Raw genomic sequence first — 18,402 nt, forward strand, 5'->3', positions numbered from 1 at the left:
GATGCTTAATGTTGAATATCGTAAAAACGAAACATATAGCCAAAGAATTTAAAGGGAAGACCGTTTTTGAAAATATTGACCTGGAAATCTATGAAGGCGAGAGGCTGGCGCTGTTCGGCGTCAACGGCGCGGGGAAGACGACGCTGCTGCAGATTCTGACCGGGCAGCTGGAACCGGACCGGGGCACCGTGGAACGCGGAGTCCCGCTGGAGCAGTGGGGATATATGACGCAGACGTCGGAAGAGTTGATGCATCTGACCGCACTGGATGCGGCGGGGCGCGAAAGCGGCGAGCTGTGGCAGATCAAGCGCCGGCTGAAGGAGCTGGAGCAGGCGATGGCGACGGGCGAAGTCGGTTCCGATCTCCTGGAGGAATACGGACAGCGGCTTGAGCAGTATGAGCTCAGCGGCGGTTTTGACTGGGAGACCGGGCTGGAGAAGCATTTGACCATGCTCCACATTGGTCCCGAGCTGTGGCAGGTCCCTTTTGCGGATCTGAGCGGAGGCCAGAAAACCAGGGTCAGGCTGGCGGCACTACTGGTCAAAAGGCCGGAGGTGCTGCTCCTTGACGAACCGACCAACCATCTGGACGAGGAGAGTATGAACTGGCTGGAGGAATGGCTCCGTCACTACGAAGGCACCGTCATTGTCGTTTCCCATGACCGGACCTTTTTGGACCGGGTGGTGACAGGAGTCTGCGAATTGACCGAGAGCGGGCTGAAAAAATATAAGGGCGGCTACTCCGATTACCGGCGGGAAAAGGACCGCGAACTTCGGGAGCAGGAGGCGCTCTATAAGAAGCAGAAGCAGGCCCGGGAAGCGTTGGAGGAATCGATCCGCAAATACCAGGAATGGTTCCACCAGGCCGAGAAATCGGCGGACAAAAATACGGAAACGAAGGCGGCGCTGCCTTACTACAAAGCGAAAGCCAAGAAAAACATTTCCAGGTATCACGCCAAGCAAAAAGAGCTGGAGCGGCTCGAGAGCGAAAGCGTGGAGAAGCCGAAAAGCGGACCGAAGGTCAACCTGCAGCTGGGCGAGGGTGGTTTCTCCGCACGTGTGCTGGTGCGGCTAGAGCAGCTGTCCTTCGGCTACGGAACGAAGAAGCTGTTCGACAAGTTCAGCCTGATCCTCTCCCGCGGCGACCGGCTGGCCGTGCGGGGTCCGAACGGAGCTGGCAAATCAACCCTGCTCAAGCTGATTATGGGCGAGCTTGTGCCAAGCGAAGGAACGGTATGGCAGCATCCGGCCCTGAAGATCGGTTACTTCTCGCAGGAGCTGGAGGTGCTGAACGAAGAGGAGACGCTGCTGGACAGCCTGCTCCGCCTGCCTTCGATGACCGAGACGCATGCGCGGACGCTTCTGGGCTGCTTCTTGTTCAAGCGGGAGGACGTGTTCAAGCGAATCGGGGATTTGAGCATGGGGGAAAAATGCCGCGCGGCTTTCGTGCAGCTGTATTTCTCCGGGGCCAATCTGCTCGTGCTGGATGAGCCGACGAACTATTTGGACATCTCGACGCGGGAAGTGATCGAGGAGGCGTTATCCGCATATCCGGGTGCTCTGGTCGTCGTGTCCCACGACCGGATGCTGATCCGCAAGCTCGCGGACCGGCTGCTGACCGTCTCCCATACGGAAGAACCGCATCTGTTTGAGGGCACGGTTCAAGAAGAGGAAGAGCAGCTGGCCAGACATAACGGAGCACTGAAGGAGGATACCGACCGGGAAAACGCCCGGCTGGCGCTGGAATGGGAGCTGACCCGGCTGCTGAACGAAGACGGCGGGAGCGACGAGGAGGCTGCGGCACGGATTACGAATATTCGCAGGCTCCGGAGCGAGCTGGAACAGCTCTAATTTGAGGAATGAAGTCTGGTTCCGCAAAAAATGGGCATGCTGAGAAGGGGAACGCCTATAGATTTAGGCGATTCGGACTTGTCAATACAGTTTTTTTTGCCTATAATTATTGACTATAGTCAACGGACTGATCCCAGTGTATGAATGACCCGTATGGATCAGCCGTTGCAATCCAATTTATATGTCAAGACAAATGCGTTGATGGAGATAAGTAAGCAGTGCCTCTTTACAGGGAGGGGACGCCGGAGATTGAGAGCGTCTCTACAGAAACAGGCTGCTGAAATTCCCTCCGGAGCAGTTCCCTGAACGAATCCACGTGCCAGCATGTTTGCTGACAGGATTCCGCGTAGGGGATAACGGTTTTCGATCCGTTACATCGAATGAGAGTGAGATCAAGCTGGCCAGAGGTGCGCGTGTGCGTAGCAAACGGCTTTTCGCTTGTCTAACAAGGGTGGTACCACGGTCTTTTCGTCCCTTTTCGGGAGAAAAGGCCTTTTTGTATTTCTTGGGAATTTTTTCTGAGGATCCCCGCCAAGTACCTGAGCAGTCACCCGGGGCAAAAGCCCTGCTTTGCGGGGCGTTGTTGGTCAAAAATGTATTGGCGATTTCAAGAAGGAGGCAGGAAGTTCATGAAAGAAAAGCTGGAAGCATTGCGGCAGGAAGCGATCGCGCAGCTGAATGACGTCGCTGACGTACAGACGCTGAACGATTTGCGCGTGAAGTATCTGGGGAAAAAGGGGGCGCTAACCGAGATTTTGCGGGGCATGGGCGCGCTTAGCGCGGAGGAACGCCCGCTGATCGGCCAGGTGGCCAATGATGTGCGCGGAGCGATCGAAGGACTGATCGAGTCCAAGCAGCAGGCTTTCCAAAAGGCCGAAACTGAGCAGCGCCTGCAGGCGGAGAAAGTGGACGTTACGCTCCCCGGCCGCAAAATGACCCAAGGGGGCACTCATCCGCTCAACAAAGTCATCCAGGAAATCGAGGAGATTTTCATCGGCATGGGCTACCACATTGCGGAAGGACCGGAAGTGGAGACTGACTATTATAATTTTGAAGCGCTGAACCTGCCGAAGAACCACCCGGCCCGCGACATGCAGGATACGTTCTACATTACCGAGGAGCTCTTGATGAGGACGCAGACGTCGCCGATGCAGGTCCGCACGATGGAGAGCATGCAGGGCAAGGTGCCGGTGAAGATCATCTGCCCGGGCAAAGTATACCGCAGAGACGACGACGATGCGACACACTCGTTCCAGTTCTACCAAATTGAAGGCCTGGTGATCGGCGAAAACATCCGTATGAGCGATTTGAAAGGCACGCTGCTGCAATTCGTCCGCGAAATGTTCGGACCGAACACGCAGATCCGCCTTCGTCCAAGTTTCTTCCCGTTCACAGAGCCGAGCGCGGAGGTCGACGTAACCTGTGCCAGATGCGGCGGCAGCGGATGCCGGGTGTGCAAGCATACGGGATGGCTGGAAATTCTGGGCTGCGGCATGGTGCATCCGGAAGTGCTGCGCAAGGGCGGCTACGATCCGGAAGTGCACAGCGGCTTCGCGTTTGGCATGGGGCCGGACCGGATTGCGATGCTGAAGTACGGAATCGACGATATCCGTCATTTCTATGGCGGCGATGTGGCATTCTTGAAGCAGTTTGCCCGCATGTAAGCGTAAGGTTAGCGAATACGGGAAGAAGGAAGGGAACGCAAGTGAAAGTATCAACTGAATGGTTATCCGATTATGTATCACTGGAAAATGTAACGGCCGAAGAGCTGGCCGAGCAGATTACGCGCGCGGGCATCGAGATCGACGAGGTTGAGCACCGCAATCACGGTATTTCGAAAGTCGTCGTGGGTTATGTAAAAAGCAAGGAGAAGCATCCCGATGCGGATAAGCTGAACGTCTGCGTCGTTGACGCGGGACAGGGCGAAGACCTGCAGATCGTCTGCGGCGCGAAAAACGTGGATGCCGGACAAAAAGTACCCGTTGCCCTGGTTGGCGCTCTGCTGCCCGGCGGTCTGGAGATCAAAAAAGCCAAGCTGCGCGGCGTCGCTTCTCAAGGCATGATCTGCTCCGCCAAAGAGCTGGGCATGAACGACAAGCTGCTGCCGAAGGAGCAGCAGGAAGGCATACTCGTCCTGGAGGAGAACGCGGAGATCGGAACGCCGATCACCTCCGTGCTCGGCCTGGACGACAAAGTACTCGACTTTGACCTGACGCCGAACCGTTCCGACTGCCTCAGTATGCGCGGAGCGGCTTACGAAGTGGCGGCTATTCTGGGCCGCGACGTCAAGCTGCCTGATCCCGAAAGGGAACTGGTTGAGGTAGCTGATGCGGCAAGCAGCCATATCTCGGTCAAAATCAGCTCGCCTGAGCACTGCAGCCATTACACCGCGCGTTATATTACGGGCGTGAAGATCGCTCCGTCGCCGCAGTGGATGCAGAATCGCCTCATGGCTGCTGGCGTCCGTCCGATCAACAACATCGTGGACATCACCAACTATGTCATGCTTGAATACGGTCAGCCGCTGCATGCATTCGATGCGGACCGCTTGACAGGCGGGGCCGTAGATGTTCGCCTGGCTCGTGAAGGTGAGACACTCGTGACGCTGGACGGCCAGGAACGCAAGCTGGAGCCTCACATGCTGCTCATTACCGACGGCGTGAAGCCGGTTGGATTAGCCGGCGTCATGGGCGGATTGGATTCCGAGGTTACGGACAGCACCGTGAACATTTTGCTCGAATCCGCCAAGTTCGACGGAGGCACCATCCGCAAGACGTCCCGTCAGCTCGGACTGCGCTCCGAAGCGAGCCAGCGCTTCGAGAAGGAAGTCGATCCGGGTGCGGTCATTCCGGCGCTGAACCGGGCTGCGTCGCTGATCGCCCGTTATTGCGCAGGAACGGTTCATAAGGGCATCGTCGAAGCCGGTGCCGCGCAGGCGGAAGAAAAGGTGATTGTTCTGTCCTTCGACAAGCTGAACCGGTTCCTTGGAACGGAGCTGTCGATGCTGGAAGTGAAGACGATTTTTGGCCGTCTCCATTTCCACGCTGCGGATACCGCCCAGGGCATTTTGGAAGTGCAGGTGCCGACGCGCCGCGGAGACATTACGAAAGACGTCGACCTGATTGAAGAAATCGCCCGCTTGTACGGATACGACAATATCCCGACGACGGCGATCGAAGGGCCTACAACGCCGGGGGGCTATACGAAGCCTCAGGCGATCCGCCGCGAAATCCGCAGACTGTTCACCCATGGCGGATGGCAGGAAGTGATCAGCTACTCCTTCACCCATCCGGAGCTGGCCGCGCTGTTCCCGGCCTTGACGGAAGGAAGCGTGCCGGTGAAGCTGTCGATGCCGATGAGCGAGGAGCGCAGCGTGCTGCGTACGAGCATTCTGCCGCAGCTGCTCGATATCGCGGTGCACAACGCGAACCGGAAGCAGTACGATCTGGCGCTGTTCGAAGTGGGCAACGTGTTCTTCTCGCAGGAGGAGACGCTGACGGTTCAGCCGAAAGAGCTGAACGTGCTGTCCTTGCTGCTGTGCGGCAGCCGCGGGCAGAAACAGTGGAACCATGCGCCGGAGAAAGTCGATTTCTTCGATCTGAAGGGTGCCCTGGAGACGCTGTTCGGAGATTTGGGTCTGGAGGGAGCGATCCGGTACGTGGCGAACCAGCCGGCCGGATATCATCCCGGACGTTCGGCTTCCGTCTACCTGATCAATGGCGGCGGAGAGCAGGTGCTGATCGGCACGCTCGGTCAGGTGCATCCCGAATTGCAGCAGGAGCGCGGACTCGGCGATGTGTACGTTGCCGAAATTCTGCTGCAGCCGCTGTACGATCACGCCGATTTCGATATCCGATATCAGGAGCTTCCGCGCTTCCCGGCTTCGGAGCGGGATATTGCAGTCGTGGTGGACAGCGCCGTGGAAGCGGGCTCCCTGCTTGAGACGATCCGCGAAGCCGCGGGCGAGCTCCTGCAGAACGTACAGGTATTCGATGTGTTTACCGGAAGCAAGCTCGGCGAAGGCAAGAAGAGCGTCGCGATTTCGCTCGTCTACCGCCACAATGAGCGCACGCTGACGGATGAGGAAGTCACCGCGGCGCATGCCGGAGTCGTCAGCGCCCTTGAGCAAAAGTTTCAAGCGGAATTAAGAAAATAGCAGGAATTGAATCCAATCACATCGAATCCTTAGACACAGAGATTCGATGTGATTTTTTTATTGGAGAGAACAAGACATCTTAGAGTCAACACACATATGAAGGAGGGCACAACTGTGACTACACCTGATCGTACACGCGTCTCCGTGGAGATCTACGGGACTTCTTATAAACTGGTCGGCAGCAGTGCCGATTATATGCGAAAGATTGCCAGTTATGTCGATGAACGGATGAATGCCATTTCCAAAAGCAATTCCCGGCTGGACACCCCTAGGATTGCCGTTCTGGCCGCTGTTCATATGGCGGAGGAAGCCGTGCAGATGCAGGATCTCCGCAACGAAGTGAAGATGCTGACCGGCGAGCGCAGCGAACTGCGCTCGGAGCTCACCAGGCTGCAGTCCGAGCGGGACGAGCAGCTGGCGGAGGTCAACAAGCAGAAGGAAGAAGCGCAGCAGATCAAGAAGGAGAAGGAAGAGCTGCAAAAGCGGCTGGAGCAGGAGAAGGCTGCGCTTGCAAAAGAGCTGGAGCAGTCCAAGTCCGAGCTTACGGCGCGTCTGGAGCAGACCCGGAATTCTTTGACGAAGGAGCTGGATCAGCTCCGCGCTTCGCTGAAGCGGGAGACGGAACAGAAGGAATCCTTGCTCCGCAAGGAGAAGCAGGCCGCGGAGCAAATGCAGAAGGACAAGCAGGCTGTGGAGGAACGGCATAAAGCGGCCGTGCTGGAGCTTGAGCGGAAGCATGCGGCAGCGCTGCAATCCGCCGAGCAGAAGCGGGTCGGAGCGTTGAAAGAGGCGGAGGAGAACAACCGCGCGAAGATCACCGAGCTGGAGCAAAAGCATCAGGGAGCCGTCAAGGAGCTCGAAGAGAAGCATGCAGCCTCTATTCAGGAGCTGCAGGAGCAGCTGACCGAGCTTCGCGGCAGCAGCGGTGAGCTTCAGGAGAAGCTGCAGAACATGGAGCAGGAGCTGAAGAACGCCAAGGAGGCCTATTCCAGACTGAGGCAGCAGCATCAAGTCGTGCTGGTGCGCGAGGAGGAGGCCAAGGCGCAAGTGCAGGCTTTGACCGAGCAGGAGGAAGCGCTGAACGGACAGATCAGCAAGCTGAAGGACGAGGCGGCCGCTTCGGAAGAGGAACACCGCCGCATGCAGAAGCTGCTTGAGGATTACAGCGAGGCTTCCAAGAAAATGACTGGCGAAATCGCCCAGCTTACGGCCGAAGCCGAAACCCTTCAAGGCACGATCGAGAAGCAGAAGGAAGAGATCGGCGAATTGGAGCTGCAGGTGCTGGAAGCCGGCGAGCAGAACGAGACGCTGGAAACGGGCATGGCTTCGCTGCATGACGAGCTGAGCGTGCTGAAAGAGCAGGCGGACGGCGAGAGTAAGCTCCGCCAGGAAGCTGAGCAGCAGCGTGAAGAGCTCCATCAGGAACTGGCCGCGAAAGAAGAACGGCTGCAGCAGCTTGCGCAGGAGCTGGCAGATAAGCAGCAGCAGCTCGTAGCCCAGGTGCAGAAACTGCAGGCGCAAGAGCGTTCTTCCTCGGAACAGGGAGAGGAACTTCAGCGTTTGGAGGAGCGGCTGGAAGCCCAGCAGGAGGTGCTGGCCGCGAAGGAGCAAGAGCTGGAATCGCTGAAGCAGGCGCTGCAAGGACGGGAGCAGGATCTGCAGGATTACGGCCGGCAGATCGAGGCCAAAGAGGAGCAGATTGCAGGCCTAGAGCGGCAGTCGAGCCAATATGCTCAGCAGCTCAAGGACCTTCGGCTTCAATTGGAGGAACAGCAGGAATTGTATCTCGAGCTCGAAATCCAATCGGAGGAGCAGCAGGAGAACGTACAAAACCTGCAGCAGGAGCTGGAGAGAAGACGGGAAGTACACGCAGAGCTGGAGCTTCTGGCGGAAGAGGAACGGAAACGTTATGCCGGCCTGAAAGAGCAGTGGGAAGAGCAGCAGGCAAGGTATACCGAGCTGCAGAGCCGTTCAGGCGAATACGAGCAGCAGTGCGGCGAGCTGCGGAAGCAAGTAGCTGAGCATGAAGAGCAATACGAGCTCGCCCAGCTTCTGCTAGAAGAGCAGCAGGAGCAGAATGCGGCGCTGCAGCAGGAACTGGAAGAGCAGCGTGAGCAGCAGCAAACGGCCGCTCGGGCGCTGAAGGAACGCGAGGAGCAGTACGCATTGCTGCAGCAGGAGCTGGAAGAGCAGCGAGAGCAGCAGCAGACGGCCGCTCGGGCGCTGAAGAAGCGCGAAGAGCAGTACGCATTGCTGCAGCAGGAGCTGGAAGAGCAGCGTGAGCAGCAGCAAACGGCCGCTAGGGCGCTGAAGGAGCGCGAAGATCAGTATGCAGCGCTGCAGCACGAGCTGGAAGAGCAGCGTGAGCAGCAGCAAACGGCCGCTCGGGTGCTGAAGGAACGCGAAGAGGAGTACGCATTGCTGCAGCAGGAGCTGGAAGAGCAGCGTGAGCAGCAGCAAACGGCCGCTCGGGTGCTGAAGGAACGCGAAGAGGAGTACGCATTGCTGCAGCAGGAGCTGGAAGAGCAGCGTGAGCAGCAGCAGACAGCTGCCCAGGCGCTGAAGGAGCGCGAAGAGCAGTATCGAGCGGTACAGCGACAGCTGGAGGAGCAGCGGCAGGAGCACCAAACGACCCGCCAGGCGCTGGAAGACCTCGAGAATCAGTACCTGGAGGTTCAGGAGCAGCTCGAGGAACAGCAGGCGGAGCATCGGACGGCCCGCCGGGCGCTGGAAGATCTCGAAGAGCAATATTTAACCTTGCAGCAGCAGAGCGAAGGTCATCAAGAGCAGTATCGTGCGCTGCAGCTCCGGCTGGAAGAACGGCAGGAGCAGTATCACGAGCTTAGGATGGAATATGATGACCACCAGGAGCTGTATCAGGAACTGCAGCAGGCGCATGACGCCAGAGCAGAGCAGCTGGCGGATTTGGAGCAGCAGCTGGAGGACAGCCGGGAAATGATCGGGCGCCTGCGGCTGCAGTCCGAGGAATATGCCCGCGACAACGGCACATTGCGCCAGCAGCAAGAGCAAGCTGAAGCACGGTTTGAAGAGCTGGAGCTTCAAGCCAAAGACGTTCAGGCTCAGTACGAAGAACTGCAGCGGGTGAACCGGGCAGTTCAGGAGCAAAATGAACAGCTGCGGAGCCAAACCGAAGCCCAGCGAGAACAGTACAACAGCTTGAACCAGCAGTATCAGGGCTTGCAGCGGCAGTATGAAGAGCTGCAGCGGCAGGTGAAGGAAGCGCAGAGCCGCCAGGAGGATACCGAAATCGAATACCTGCTTCTGCTGGAGGAGAAAGAGGCCGCGGTGAAGAAGCTGGAGGAAGCATCGCTGCAGCTGGATGAAGCAGCCGACCGGGAGACCGAGCTGCGCGGATTGCTGCGCAGTGCCGAGCAATCCATGCAGTCTTATCAGGATAAGCTGAAGGATATGATGGACCAGCAGGAAGCGTGGGGCAGCCGGGAGCTGGAGCTGCAAGAGGAGCTTGAGGCTTGGCAGCAGCAGATCGCTGCCGGCGAGCAGCAGCTTACCCGGATCCAGAGCGAGAAGGAGTCGGTCGCGGATGAACTTCGCCAGGTGGGCGAAAGCTTTGAGCTGGTGACGCATCAATACCGCCTGCTGCAGGCAGAGCATGAAATTCAGCTGGAGAAGACCGGCAAGCTGGAGGAAGAGTACCGCTTGCTCAAGGACGAGTATTCCAAGCTGCAGACCGAATATAACGAGTGGATCGAGCTGATCGAACAGGATCAGAGCTGACTTCTGTAGACCACCCACATTTCACACTTAAATGAAAATCCCCTCGGAGTAAGCGGCAGGACGGATCATTCATCATCCTGAAGCATACTTCGAGGGGATTTTGACTTTTGGGTTCAAGCCTGCCTAACTTTTATTCCACAATGACTTTGGCAATCATGCCGGAATGTCCCGCTCCGCAGAACACTGAGCAGGCCATTTCGAACGTGCCGGCTTTTTCCGGCGTGACGACCGCGGACTTGTTTTTACCGTCAAGCTGAAGCTCGAGACCCGGAATGAGGACGCCGTGGTTTCCCTCATCGTTTTCAAGCGTAATTTTGACAGGTACGCCCTTTTTGAGATGATATTCTTTTTGATCGAATGCATAGTTTGTCGCCTTGATCACTAATTCCTCGCTCGGGGCTACACCGGTTTCGGTGACTCCGCTGCCCGATGCGGAATCGCCGCTCTTGGATTGTCCGCAAGCAGCCAGCACCAGAAGCAGCACGCAGGAAAGGACGACAGCCAGGGTCTTCTTCACTTGTGATCCTCCTTTATGTATACCTTCATCATTTTAATGGTTCCATGCCTTATCATACCTTAAGTTGGATATGTCTGGGCGAGGCTCATTTGAAAAATTGGTGAACGCAGAACCCGTTGATTTTGCCGCGCCCAGGAAAAGGATCAGCTGGAAAAAAGATAGTGCTTATCTTGGATTTAAGATATAATGAGCATTGACGATGTACGAAGCCCGCAAATATTCTTGTTTAGAAGATTAGGGGAATGACATTCCAATGAATCGCACGGGGTTGATTTTGGAAGATTTATGGCATCGCAAAATATTGAACGCCTATTGGATCGTGACGCTGATGTTTTTCGCGGCTGAGGCGGTTCTGCTGCTGCTGGGCTGCATTCCTTCCGTGACCGCCGGGGACGGGCCGGAGGACTGGCTGCGTCTGGGCATCCCGGACGGCTGCATCCTGCTGCTCATGCTGGCGGCACAAACCTGGCTGCGATTCGAACCTAAATACCGAAAACAGGTTGTGGTCGGTTGCGGATTTTTGCTCTCCTACCTGTTCTATTTCATCATTCAGCCGATCGTGGACGGGGCACAGATGGCGCTCCTTCTGCCCGTTCTGATTTCCGTCGTTTATTTTGACCGCAAACTTCTATATGGCTTTGGCTCGTTAACGATCCTCCTGTACTGTCTCATCTATCTCACCGAACGCTCCCTTTATCAGAAACCCATTCAGGAATTCATCCAAATCCAAAGCGTGTTTATTGTCAGCATCATGATTGGTCATACGATTTTGGTCCGAGTCAAGGAATTTATGCGCCATCTGGAATCGGTCATGAAGTCGGAGCAGCAGCTCCTGGTGGAAAGAACGATATCGGACAAGCTGCTCAAAATCGATGCACTGACCGGGCTATACAATCACAAGGCGTTTCACGAATACCTGGAGGCTCTGCTGGAGCAATGCGAGAAGTATCAGCTTCCGCTGCAGCTGGCAATTATCGATATCGATAATTTTAAAAAGGTCAACGATAATTACGGGCATCGGGTGGGCGATGTCGTGCTGAAAGAGGTTGCTTCGAAGGTGATGTCGACGATGACGCCGAATGATTTTGCCGCCCGCTATGGCGGAGAGGAATTTGCCATCATTATGGCGGATAAGACATTGGAAGAAGCAGAACGCATGGCTGAGCAGCTGCGCGAACGGATCGCCCGAACCGAGCTGCCGCATACGGTGAAGCCGGTTACGGTGAGCATCGGACTTTGCAATTTTCAGCAGGGGGACGACAAGGAATCATTATTTCGAAAAGCGGACATGGCGCTGTACCAGGCCAAACGGACGGGAAAAAATAAAGTGGTGACCGCAGGTGAAGACGCAGCCGATTATGCCGGATAAAAAAGGAAAGACCCCTGTCCTTAGGCAGGGGTTTTCATTCTTGAAACGGTTTACCGCTTGTCCCTTCCGGCATTAAATGCGGATACCGGGATAAACAGGTCGATAATACCGATGACGAGGGCGGCGAGAATGGCGCCAAGGATGGTAACTTCAACGCCGCTGACAATAAATTGGGCGATGTATATGACGAGGGCACTGACGATGAAACCGACGATCCCGCGTCCAAAGGGAGTAACCCTTTTGCCGAAGATTCCTTCAATAATCCACCCCAGCAGTGCGATAACCAAAGCGAGCAGCAGAGCGCTCCAGAACCCTCCGACGGAAAACTGGGGAACGATCCAGCCTACGATCAGCAGGACGATGGCAGACACGATAAAGCGAACGACATGACCCAGAAAATGCATGCAACTGGCCTCCTTTACACATGAGATACTGTGTTATGCAAACCTTATTGTATTCAATTTTCGCCATGTTATGTATGGAATGATTTAGCGCTGCAAATGGCGAAGCGGCAAACATTTCGTATATAATAAAGGCATTGCACGAGAGGAGTAGTGAATACTGTTGGACGACAAGATTTTGCATACGCTCGAATACCGCAAGATTTTAGATAAATGCGCTGCCTATACCCAAACCTCAATGGGGAGGGAAGCGGCCGAGTCCTTGAAGCCCGATACCGATCTGGAATCGGTAAAGCGTTTGCTTCAGGCAACCGACGAAGCGTATACCGTGGACCGTCTGAAGGGAAATCCGTCCTTCGGCGGCATCACAGACATCGCCGCTCCGCTGAAGCGCGCCAGAATCGGCGGCACCTTAAGCCCGCACGAGCTGCTGGCCATCGGCAACACCGTGAACGGTTCGAGACGGATCAAGCGGTTCATTGCGAATGTTCACGAGGACGAGCCGATTCCCCTGCTGGAGGGGATCAGTGAAAATTTATCCGAGCAGAAGCCGCTGGAAGATGCTATTAAAGCATGCATCGACGAAAGCGCCGAAGTGCTTGATTCCGCCAGTCCGGGGCTTGCCCAGGTTCGGCGGGAGCTGCGATCCGGCGAGGTGCGGATCCGGGAGAAGCTCGATTCGATGATCCGTTCCTCCAGCGTGGCTAAAATGCTGCAGGACCAGCTCATTACGATCCGGGGGGACCGGTTTGTCATTCCGGTTAAAGCGGAATACCGTTCGTATTTCGGCGGGATCGTGCATGATCAGTCCGGTTCGGGGGCGACGCTCTTTATTGAGCCGGAGTCGATCGTGGCGATGAACAACAAGCTGCGCGAAACCCGGATGAAGGAAGAACGCGAAATTGAAATTATTTTGCAAAAGCTGACGGCGCTCGTCGGTGAACAAGCGGATCTTCTTCTGCTCGATATCGATCTGCTGGGACAGCTCGACTTTATTTTTGCCAAGGGGCGTCTGGCGCATGTCATGAAGGCCAGCCAGCCGAGAATGAACGACCGTGGATACTTGAAGCTGAAGAAAGGACGGCATCCGCTGATCGACATGGAGAAGGTTGTGCCGATCGACGTTGAATTGGGCAACTCGTACACTTCCATTATCGTGACCGGGCCGAATACCGGCGGTAAGACCGTCACGCTGAAAACGATCGGATTGCTGAGCCTGATGGCGATGTCCGGCCTGTTCGTTCCCGCGGAGGAAGGAAGCCAGCTCTGCGTGTTCGACGCCATTTACGCCGATATCGGGGACGAGCAGAGCATCGAACAGAGCTTGAGTACGTTCTCCAGCCATATGACCAATATTATCCGTATTTTGAACCATATGACGCCGAAGAGCCTGGTGCTGCTTGACGAAGTGGGGGCCGGGACCGATCCGGCCGAAGGCTCGGCGCTCGCTATTTCCATTCTGGAGCATATCCACAGCCTGGGCTGCCGGATGGTGGCTACTACCCACTACAGCGAACTCAAGGCTTATGCCTATGAACGCAAAGGCGTCATCAACGCCAGCATGGAATTTGACGTCAACACGCTGAGTCCGACTTACCGGCTCCTCGTCGGCGTTCCGGGACGAAGCAACGCATTTGCGATTGCGGAGCGGCTCGGACTTCCGCAGGTGATCCTGGATTATGCCCGCGGGGAAGTGAAAGAAGAAGATCAGCGCGTCGAGCATATGATCGCCTCCCTGGAGGAAAACCGGCTGGGCGCCGAAAGCGAGCGCGAGAAGGCCGAGAAACTGCGCCAGGAAATGGAGCAGCTCCGGAGCCGGCACCAGCAGGAGCTCGAGAAGCTCGAGGAGCAGCGCGACCGGCTGATCGAGAAGGCCCGGGGCGAGGCCAAGGAAGTCATTGCCAAAGCCCGCCGCGAAGCGGAGCAGATCATCGCCGATCTGCGGCAGCTGGCCAAAGAGGAAGGGGCTTCGGTCAAGGAGCATAAGCTGATCGCCGCCCGCCGGCAGCTGGATGAGGCTGAGCCGCAGCAGCGCAAGAAGGGAGCGGCCAAACCGAAGGCCAAGGCGCCGCGCCAGATCGAGCCCGGCGATGAAGTCATGGTCTACAGCCTGAACCAGAAGGGCCATGTCGTGGAGCTGTCCGGCGCGAAGGAGGCCGTGGTGCAGCTCGGCATCATGAAGATGAAGGTCAGCCTGGATGACCTCGAGCTGGTGAATGCGAACAAACCGGCCGAGAAGCAGGTGCAGCGGCATGCGACTACAGTCAAGCGCACGCGGGATGACAACATCCGCAGCGAGCTGGATCTTCGGGGCGCGAATCTGGAAGAGGCGCTGATCGAAGTCGACCGTTTTATCGATGAAGCGTTTTTGGGCAACCTCGGCCAAGTATACCTGATTCACGGGAAAGGCACGGGAATTTTGAGACAGGGAATCTCGGAATATCTCCGCAAGCACAAGCATATTAAAAGTTACCGTCTGGGAAATTACGGTGAAGGCGGAACCGGCGTGACGGTGGTTGAGCTTAAATAATATGGGTGTGAGCCTGAATTTCGGCGGGAACAGGGGGATGTTGGGAGTGAAGAACGGGGCTGATCTGCTGTTGGCCTATCCGATCGGTACGCTGATTGGTTATTTTTCGGTAGCGATTCTGGGCTTGATCGTCTTTCTGTACTGTTTTGAAATCGTGGCGAGGTACAAGTGCTGGGATGAAATCGGACGAGGCAATATTGCCGCCGCTTTGGCTACCGGAGGCAAAATATTCGGCCTTTGCAATGTGCTGAGGTACAGCATCGAGTCCAAAACGTCGATCTATGACATGATGAAGTGGGCCTTCTACGGCTTTCTGCTGCTGTTTATCGCCTACCTGCTGTACGAATTTTTAACCCCGGTGTTTTCCGTGGACGAAGAAATTAAACGGGATAACCGGGCGGTCGGCCTGATCTCTATGCTGATCCCGGTGTCCCTTTCATATGTGATTGGAGCCTGTTTAATGTAGGAGGAACACATGAAAAATTTGGCGAGGATTTTGTTCGTCGCTGCGGTCGCCTTCTTTGTTGTGGGCGTCGTATATTTGATGAAACATTAAGGAGATGGATCATATGGAAACCACGGTTTGCCCTTGGTGCCAGACGGAAATCGTATGGGACGAGGAACTGGGCCCCGAGGATGAATGCCCTTACTGCCACAATGAGCTGAAAGGTTACCGGACGCTGAGCATCCAACTGGGTGCGGATGAAGAGGAAGCGGACGTAGACGAAGAGCATGAGGGAATCGAAGGTACGGATTGGGAGCTTCCTGAGGATGACGATAAAGCCGTTCCTTTTTGGAATCAGGAAGACATGCAGCAGCTGCCTCCGTCGATCCGGACGCTCGATAAGTATGAAGACAGCCATGACCTCATGAACTACGAGGAGACAGTGGAGCAAATTCTGGATGAGCAGGAGGAAGTGCCGGAATGCCCGAAATGCCGGGATTATATGGTGCTTGCCGGCACGCATCAGGTGGGAGACCCATTTCAGCCAGCGGCCTTCGGCGTGCTCCAAGGTCCGGTATTGACTCCGCCTTTTCAAGTTCAAATGTATATTTGCACGGGATGCTTCCATGTCGAATACAATCTGGCCGAAGAAGACCGGCTGCGGATGGTCAACCACTTGAGCCAAGAGAAGAAGAATTCGTAAAAAAAGCAAACCAATCGATGATTTGCCCCCTTTTAGGGAACTACTAATGAGGTAGACCCGGATATGAAGGGGGTAATTATGAAATCAAAGTCATCTGCGCGGCTGAACCGGCAAACGATACTGCTGCTTGCCGTTAACGGGCTGATCGTTTTATCCGGCGCCTTGTCGGGCACGTTTCTCAACGTATATCTATGGAAAAGCAAACAGGATTACGCGATGATCGGATGGTTTACCGTCGCCCAGCAGCTGGCCGTCGGGCTCACCTTTTGGCTGGCAGGCAAATGGGTGAAGGAGTATAACAAAATGAACGCCCTCAGGCTGGGGATCGGGCTGACGGGCCTTTTTTATTTGCTGGTTCTGTGGGTTGGGGAAAAGGCAATTTATTATATATGGCCGCTCGGGATACTGCTCGGGATTGCGATCGGGCTGTTCTGGATTGCTTTTAACGTGGTGTATTTCGAAGTCACCGATCCTGAGAACCGGGACCTGTTTAACGGGTGGGTCGGCCTGCTCGGCTCCATTACGGGCATTGTCGGGCCCTGGTTTTCCGGCCTGCTGATTTCCATGCTGAAGGGCGACCGGGGGTATCGGATCATTTTTACGACGTCCCTGATCATTTATGCGCTCGGCGTGGTGCTGAGCTTCTTTTTGAAAAAGAGGAAAAAGGGCGGAACCTATGCCTGGCTCGAGCCTGTGAAGCAGCTGAAGGACAAAGGCAGCCCCTGGCGGCTTATGGCCCCCGGTCTGGCGGCGCAGGGGATTCGGGAAGGAGTGTTCGCCTTTCTGATCAATCTCCTTGTGTTTGTTGCCACGAAACAGGAGTCGAAGCTGGGGCAGTTCTCGCTCATTACGTCCGCAGTCTCCCTGGCAACGTACTGGCTGGCGGGCAAATGGTTCAAACCGGCCTACCGGAGCGCGGGCATGCTGGTGGGCGCGCTACTGCTGTGGGTGGTCATGGTGCCGCTGATCTGGAAGGTCAATTATTTCACCCTGCTGCTGCTCGGCATAGGTACGGCTATCTTTATGCCGCTGTACATCCTGCCGATGGTCTCATCCGGCTTCGACTTGATGGGGACCAGCGACGAAAACGTGGAAAAGCGGGTCGAGCTGGTCGTTCTGCGTGAGCTCAGTCTGATGGTCGGCCGCCTTCTCGGTACGATAATATTCATCATCGTGCTGTCCTTCAGCAAAGACCAGAGCACCATAACCGTGCTGATGCTCGTGCTCGGCGCATCACCGATCCTCAGCTGGATCTGCGTGAGACGGCTGCTTAAGCCGGGGAAATCGGCACGCACTTGAACAATCGCGTTACACAGCAAATCCCCTGATTCCTTCATTCGGAGTCAGGGGATTTTTCTGTTGGGAAGAGATCCAACTTCCGGAAGACCAGACTGGCTGCGTGGATAACCCGCCAATCAGGAGCCGGGAACCTGAGCATTGGGGGACGGTTTGGAGGTCCGCTCCAATGAGAAAATTTCCAGCTCGGGGCGCGTTTTCCCGCAAAGAACATCGCTTAGCAGATCCGCCGCAATCATGCAGTAGACGGTTCCGTTGCCGCCATAGGCTTCAATAAAATAACTGTGAGGATACCGGGAATGCGGACCGATCATGGGCAGTCCGTCGTGGGTGTGCCCGAACAGTGAAGCCCATGCATAGTCGGCCTGGATGCCGGCGTAACGGGGGAAAAGGGCTTTGATCTCGTTCAGCAGCATTTCGCTTTTATGCCGGATTCGTCCTTCCCTCTCCTCCGGATCGACCGGATGCTCGTCCAGGCCCCCTGCTACGATGCGGTTGTCCGGGGTGGTCCGCATATAAAGGTACGGCCGTGCCGTCTCCCAGATGAGGCAGCGCTCGTGCCAACCGGCAAAATCGGGTACGGGGCTCGTGACGATCGCATAGGTGGTCTGGAGCAGCGCGTTTCGGTCCGGTTTCTCCTCCTGCGTTTCATAGCCGCCCGCATGGACGACTTTCCGGGCAAAGATCCGACGGTTCCGCGTATAACAAACAACGCCGTCTTCTCCATACTCCAAATGAATCACCGGGCTGTTTTCGTACACCCGTATCCCATGATCCACTGCATACTGGACGAGGGCGTGCACGAACCGGAAAGGGTTGACTTCGGCATCGCCGGTCGTATACAACGCCGCGGGCTTGGAGAAGGGGAACCGCGTAGCGATATCGGCCTGATTCCAATAAGACGTTGCAAAGCCGTGCCTGCGAAGGGTTTCATATTCTTCTTTGAGGTAAGGCACATCCTCTTCGCTGCTTGCGTAATACAGGCTGCTGCGGGAAATAAACTCGGGTTCCAGTTTGAGGCCGCTGGCTGCTTCCTTGAGCTTGCTCATCGCGTCCCTGCACATTTGATAAAAGGTGATGCCGGCCTGCTCGCCAAACGTATGGATGATGGAGGTCAACGATTTATCGTTGAAGCTTTGAAGCAGTCCGGTATTGGCTGAAGAGCTTCCTTCAGCGATCCGTCCTTTTTCCAGCAGAACGACCTGAAGATTGGTCCCGGACAGCTTGTGGGCGAGAAGGGCTCCACCCATCCCGCCGCCAATGATCAGCACGTCGCAGGAGAGATCTTCATCAAGTTCCGGATAAGCGGGTGTCGGCTTCAACGTAGACGGCCATGCCAAATTCCCTTTATTCAGAATCATATAAGTGTTTCGCCCCTT

12 protein-coding genes and 1 other annotated feature are annotated in these 18,402 nt (G+C 56.0%); of the genes, 9 read left to right on the forward strand and 3 right to left on the reverse strand.

Annotated features, from left to right (window positions below):
- Nucleotides 1-8: 8 nt before the first annotated feature.
- From abc-f to zapA, 4 genes are all read left to right on the forward strand, one after another.
- A complete protein-coding gene (abc-f, locus tag ABID47_RS08155) occupies nt 9-1,850 on the forward strand; it encodes a ribosomal protection-like ABC-F family protein (protein WP_354495808.1) in 1,842 nt (613 codons plus the stop codon).
- A gap of 189 nt (nt 1,851-2,039) precedes the next feature.
- Nucleotides 2,040-2,329 (forward strand) — a binding site (T-box leader).
- Between the two features lie 150 nt (nt 2,330-2,479).
- On the forward strand, nt 2,480-3,514 hold the full coding sequence (pheS, locus tag ABID47_RS08160; protein WP_354495810.1) for a phenylalanine--tRNA ligase subunit alpha: 1,035 nt from the start codon (nt 2,480-2,482) through the stop codon (nt 3,512-3,514).
- Nucleotides 3,515-3,555: 41 nt separating this feature from the next.
- The gene (pheT, locus tag ABID47_RS08165; protein ID WP_354495812.1) at nt 3,556-6,006 is read left to right on the forward strand and encodes a phenylalanine--tRNA ligase subunit beta; all 2,451 of its coding nucleotides are present in this window, start codon (nt 3,556-3,558) and stop codon (nt 6,004-6,006) included.
- Between the two features lie 114 nt (nt 6,007-6,120).
- The gene (gene zapA / locus ABID47_RS08170) at nt 6,121-9,762 is read left to right on the forward strand and encodes a cell division protein ZapA (RefSeq protein WP_354495814.1); all 3,642 of its coding nucleotides are present in this window, start codon (nt 6,121-6,123) and stop codon (nt 9,760-9,762) included.
- Between the two features lie 130 nt (nt 9,763-9,892).
- Here zapA and ABID47_RS08175 read toward each other — a convergent pair whose 3' ends face one another.
- Nucleotides 9,893-10,279 carry a cupredoxin domain-containing protein gene (locus ABID47_RS08175; RefSeq protein WP_076170696.1) on the reverse strand — a complete coding sequence of 129 codons (387 nt, stop codon included), beginning with the start codon at nt 10,277-10,279 and terminating at the stop codon, nt 9,893-9,895.
- Nucleotides 10,280-10,532: 253 nt separating this feature from the next.
- Between ABID47_RS08175 and ABID47_RS08180 the strand changes: the two genes are divergently transcribed.
- Nucleotides 10,533-11,648 (forward strand): GGDEF domain-containing protein, encoded by a 1,116-nt coding sequence (locus tag ABID47_RS08180; protein ID WP_076170694.1) that lies wholly within the window; start codon nt 10,533-10,535, stop codon nt 11,646-11,648.
- A 50-nt stretch (nt 11,649-11,698) separates the two neighbouring features.
- On the opposite strand, the gene ABID47_RS08185 is transcribed toward ABID47_RS08180, so the two are convergent.
- Nucleotides 11,699-12,052 carry a phage holin family protein gene (locus ABID47_RS08185; RefSeq protein WP_076170692.1) on the reverse strand — a complete coding sequence of 118 codons (354 nt, stop codon included), beginning with the start codon at nt 12,050-12,052 and terminating at the stop codon, nt 11,699-11,701.
- Nucleotides 12,053-12,212: 160 nt separating this feature from the next.
- Here ABID47_RS08185 and ABID47_RS08190 point away from each other — a divergent pair, with 160 nt between their 5' ends.
- From ABID47_RS08190 to ABID47_RS08205, 4 genes are all read left to right on the forward strand, one after another.
- Complete coding sequence (locus tag ABID47_RS08190) at nt 12,213-14,579, forward strand: endonuclease MutS2 (protein ID WP_163878733.1); 2,367 nt, start codon at nt 12,213-12,215, stop codon at nt 14,577-14,579.
- A gap of 37 nt (nt 14,580-14,616) precedes the next feature.
- Nucleotides 14,617-15,045, forward strand: coding sequence for a DUF350 domain-containing protein (locus tag ABID47_RS08195; RefSeq protein WP_105441850.1), 429 nt, complete (start codon nt 14,617-14,619; stop codon nt 15,043-15,045).
- Between the two features lie 103 nt (nt 15,046-15,148).
- Nucleotides 15,149-15,727 (forward strand): hypothetical protein, encoded by a 579-nt coding sequence (locus ABID47_RS08200; RefSeq protein WP_354495818.1) that lies wholly within the window; start codon nt 15,149-15,151, stop codon nt 15,725-15,727.
- Nucleotides 15,728-15,805: 78 nt separating this feature from the next.
- A complete protein-coding gene (locus ABID47_RS08205; protein ID WP_076170684.1) occupies nt 15,806-17,026 on the forward strand; it encodes an MFS transporter in 1,221 nt (406 codons plus the stop codon).
- A gap of 116 nt (nt 17,027-17,142) precedes the next feature.
- Here the strand turns inward: ABID47_RS08205 and ABID47_RS08210 are convergent, their stop codons facing one another.
- A complete protein-coding gene (locus ABID47_RS08210) occupies nt 17,143-18,384 on the reverse strand; it encodes an NAD(P)/FAD-dependent oxidoreductase (RefSeq protein WP_354495820.1) in 1,242 nt (413 codons plus the stop codon).
- Nucleotides 18,385-18,402: the final 18 nt, after the last annotated feature.

This window comes from Paenibacillus favisporus, from assembly GCF_040545415.1.
GTDB lineage: Bacteria > Bacillota > Bacilli > Paenibacillales > Paenibacillaceae > Paenibacillus_AQ > Paenibacillus_AQ favisporus.

Coding starts and splice junctions, on each gene's coding strand:
- ABID47_RS08180 (WP_076170694.1), top strand. CDS start 10,533: ATGAATCGCACGGGGTTGATTTTGGAAGATTTATGGCATCGCAAAATA.
- ABID47_RS08210 (WP_354495820.1), bottom strand. CDS start 18,384: ATGATTCTGAATAAAGGGAATTTGGCATGGCCGTCTACGTTGAAGCCG.
- abc-f (WP_354495808.1), top strand. CDS start 9: ATGTTGAATATCGTAAAAACGAAACATATAGCCAAAGAATTTAAAGGG.
- ABID47_RS08185 (WP_076170692.1), bottom strand. CDS start 12,052: ATGCATTTTCTGGGTCATGTCGTTCGCTTTATCGTGTCTGCCATCGTC.
- ABID47_RS08205 (WP_076170684.1), top strand. CDS start 15,806: ATGAAATCAAAGTCATCTGCGCGGCTGAACCGGCAAACGATACTGCTG.
- ABID47_RS08200 (WP_354495818.1), top strand. CDS start 15,149: ATGGAAACCACGGTTTGCCCTTGGTGCCAGACGGAAATCGTATGGGAC.
- ABID47_RS08195 (WP_105441850.1), top strand. CDS start 14,617: ATGTTGGGAGTGAAGAACGGGGCTGATCTGCTGTTGGCCTATCCGATC.
- pheS (WP_354495810.1), top strand. CDS start 2,480: ATGAAAGAAAAGCTGGAAGCATTGCGGCAGGAAGCGATCGCGCAGCTG.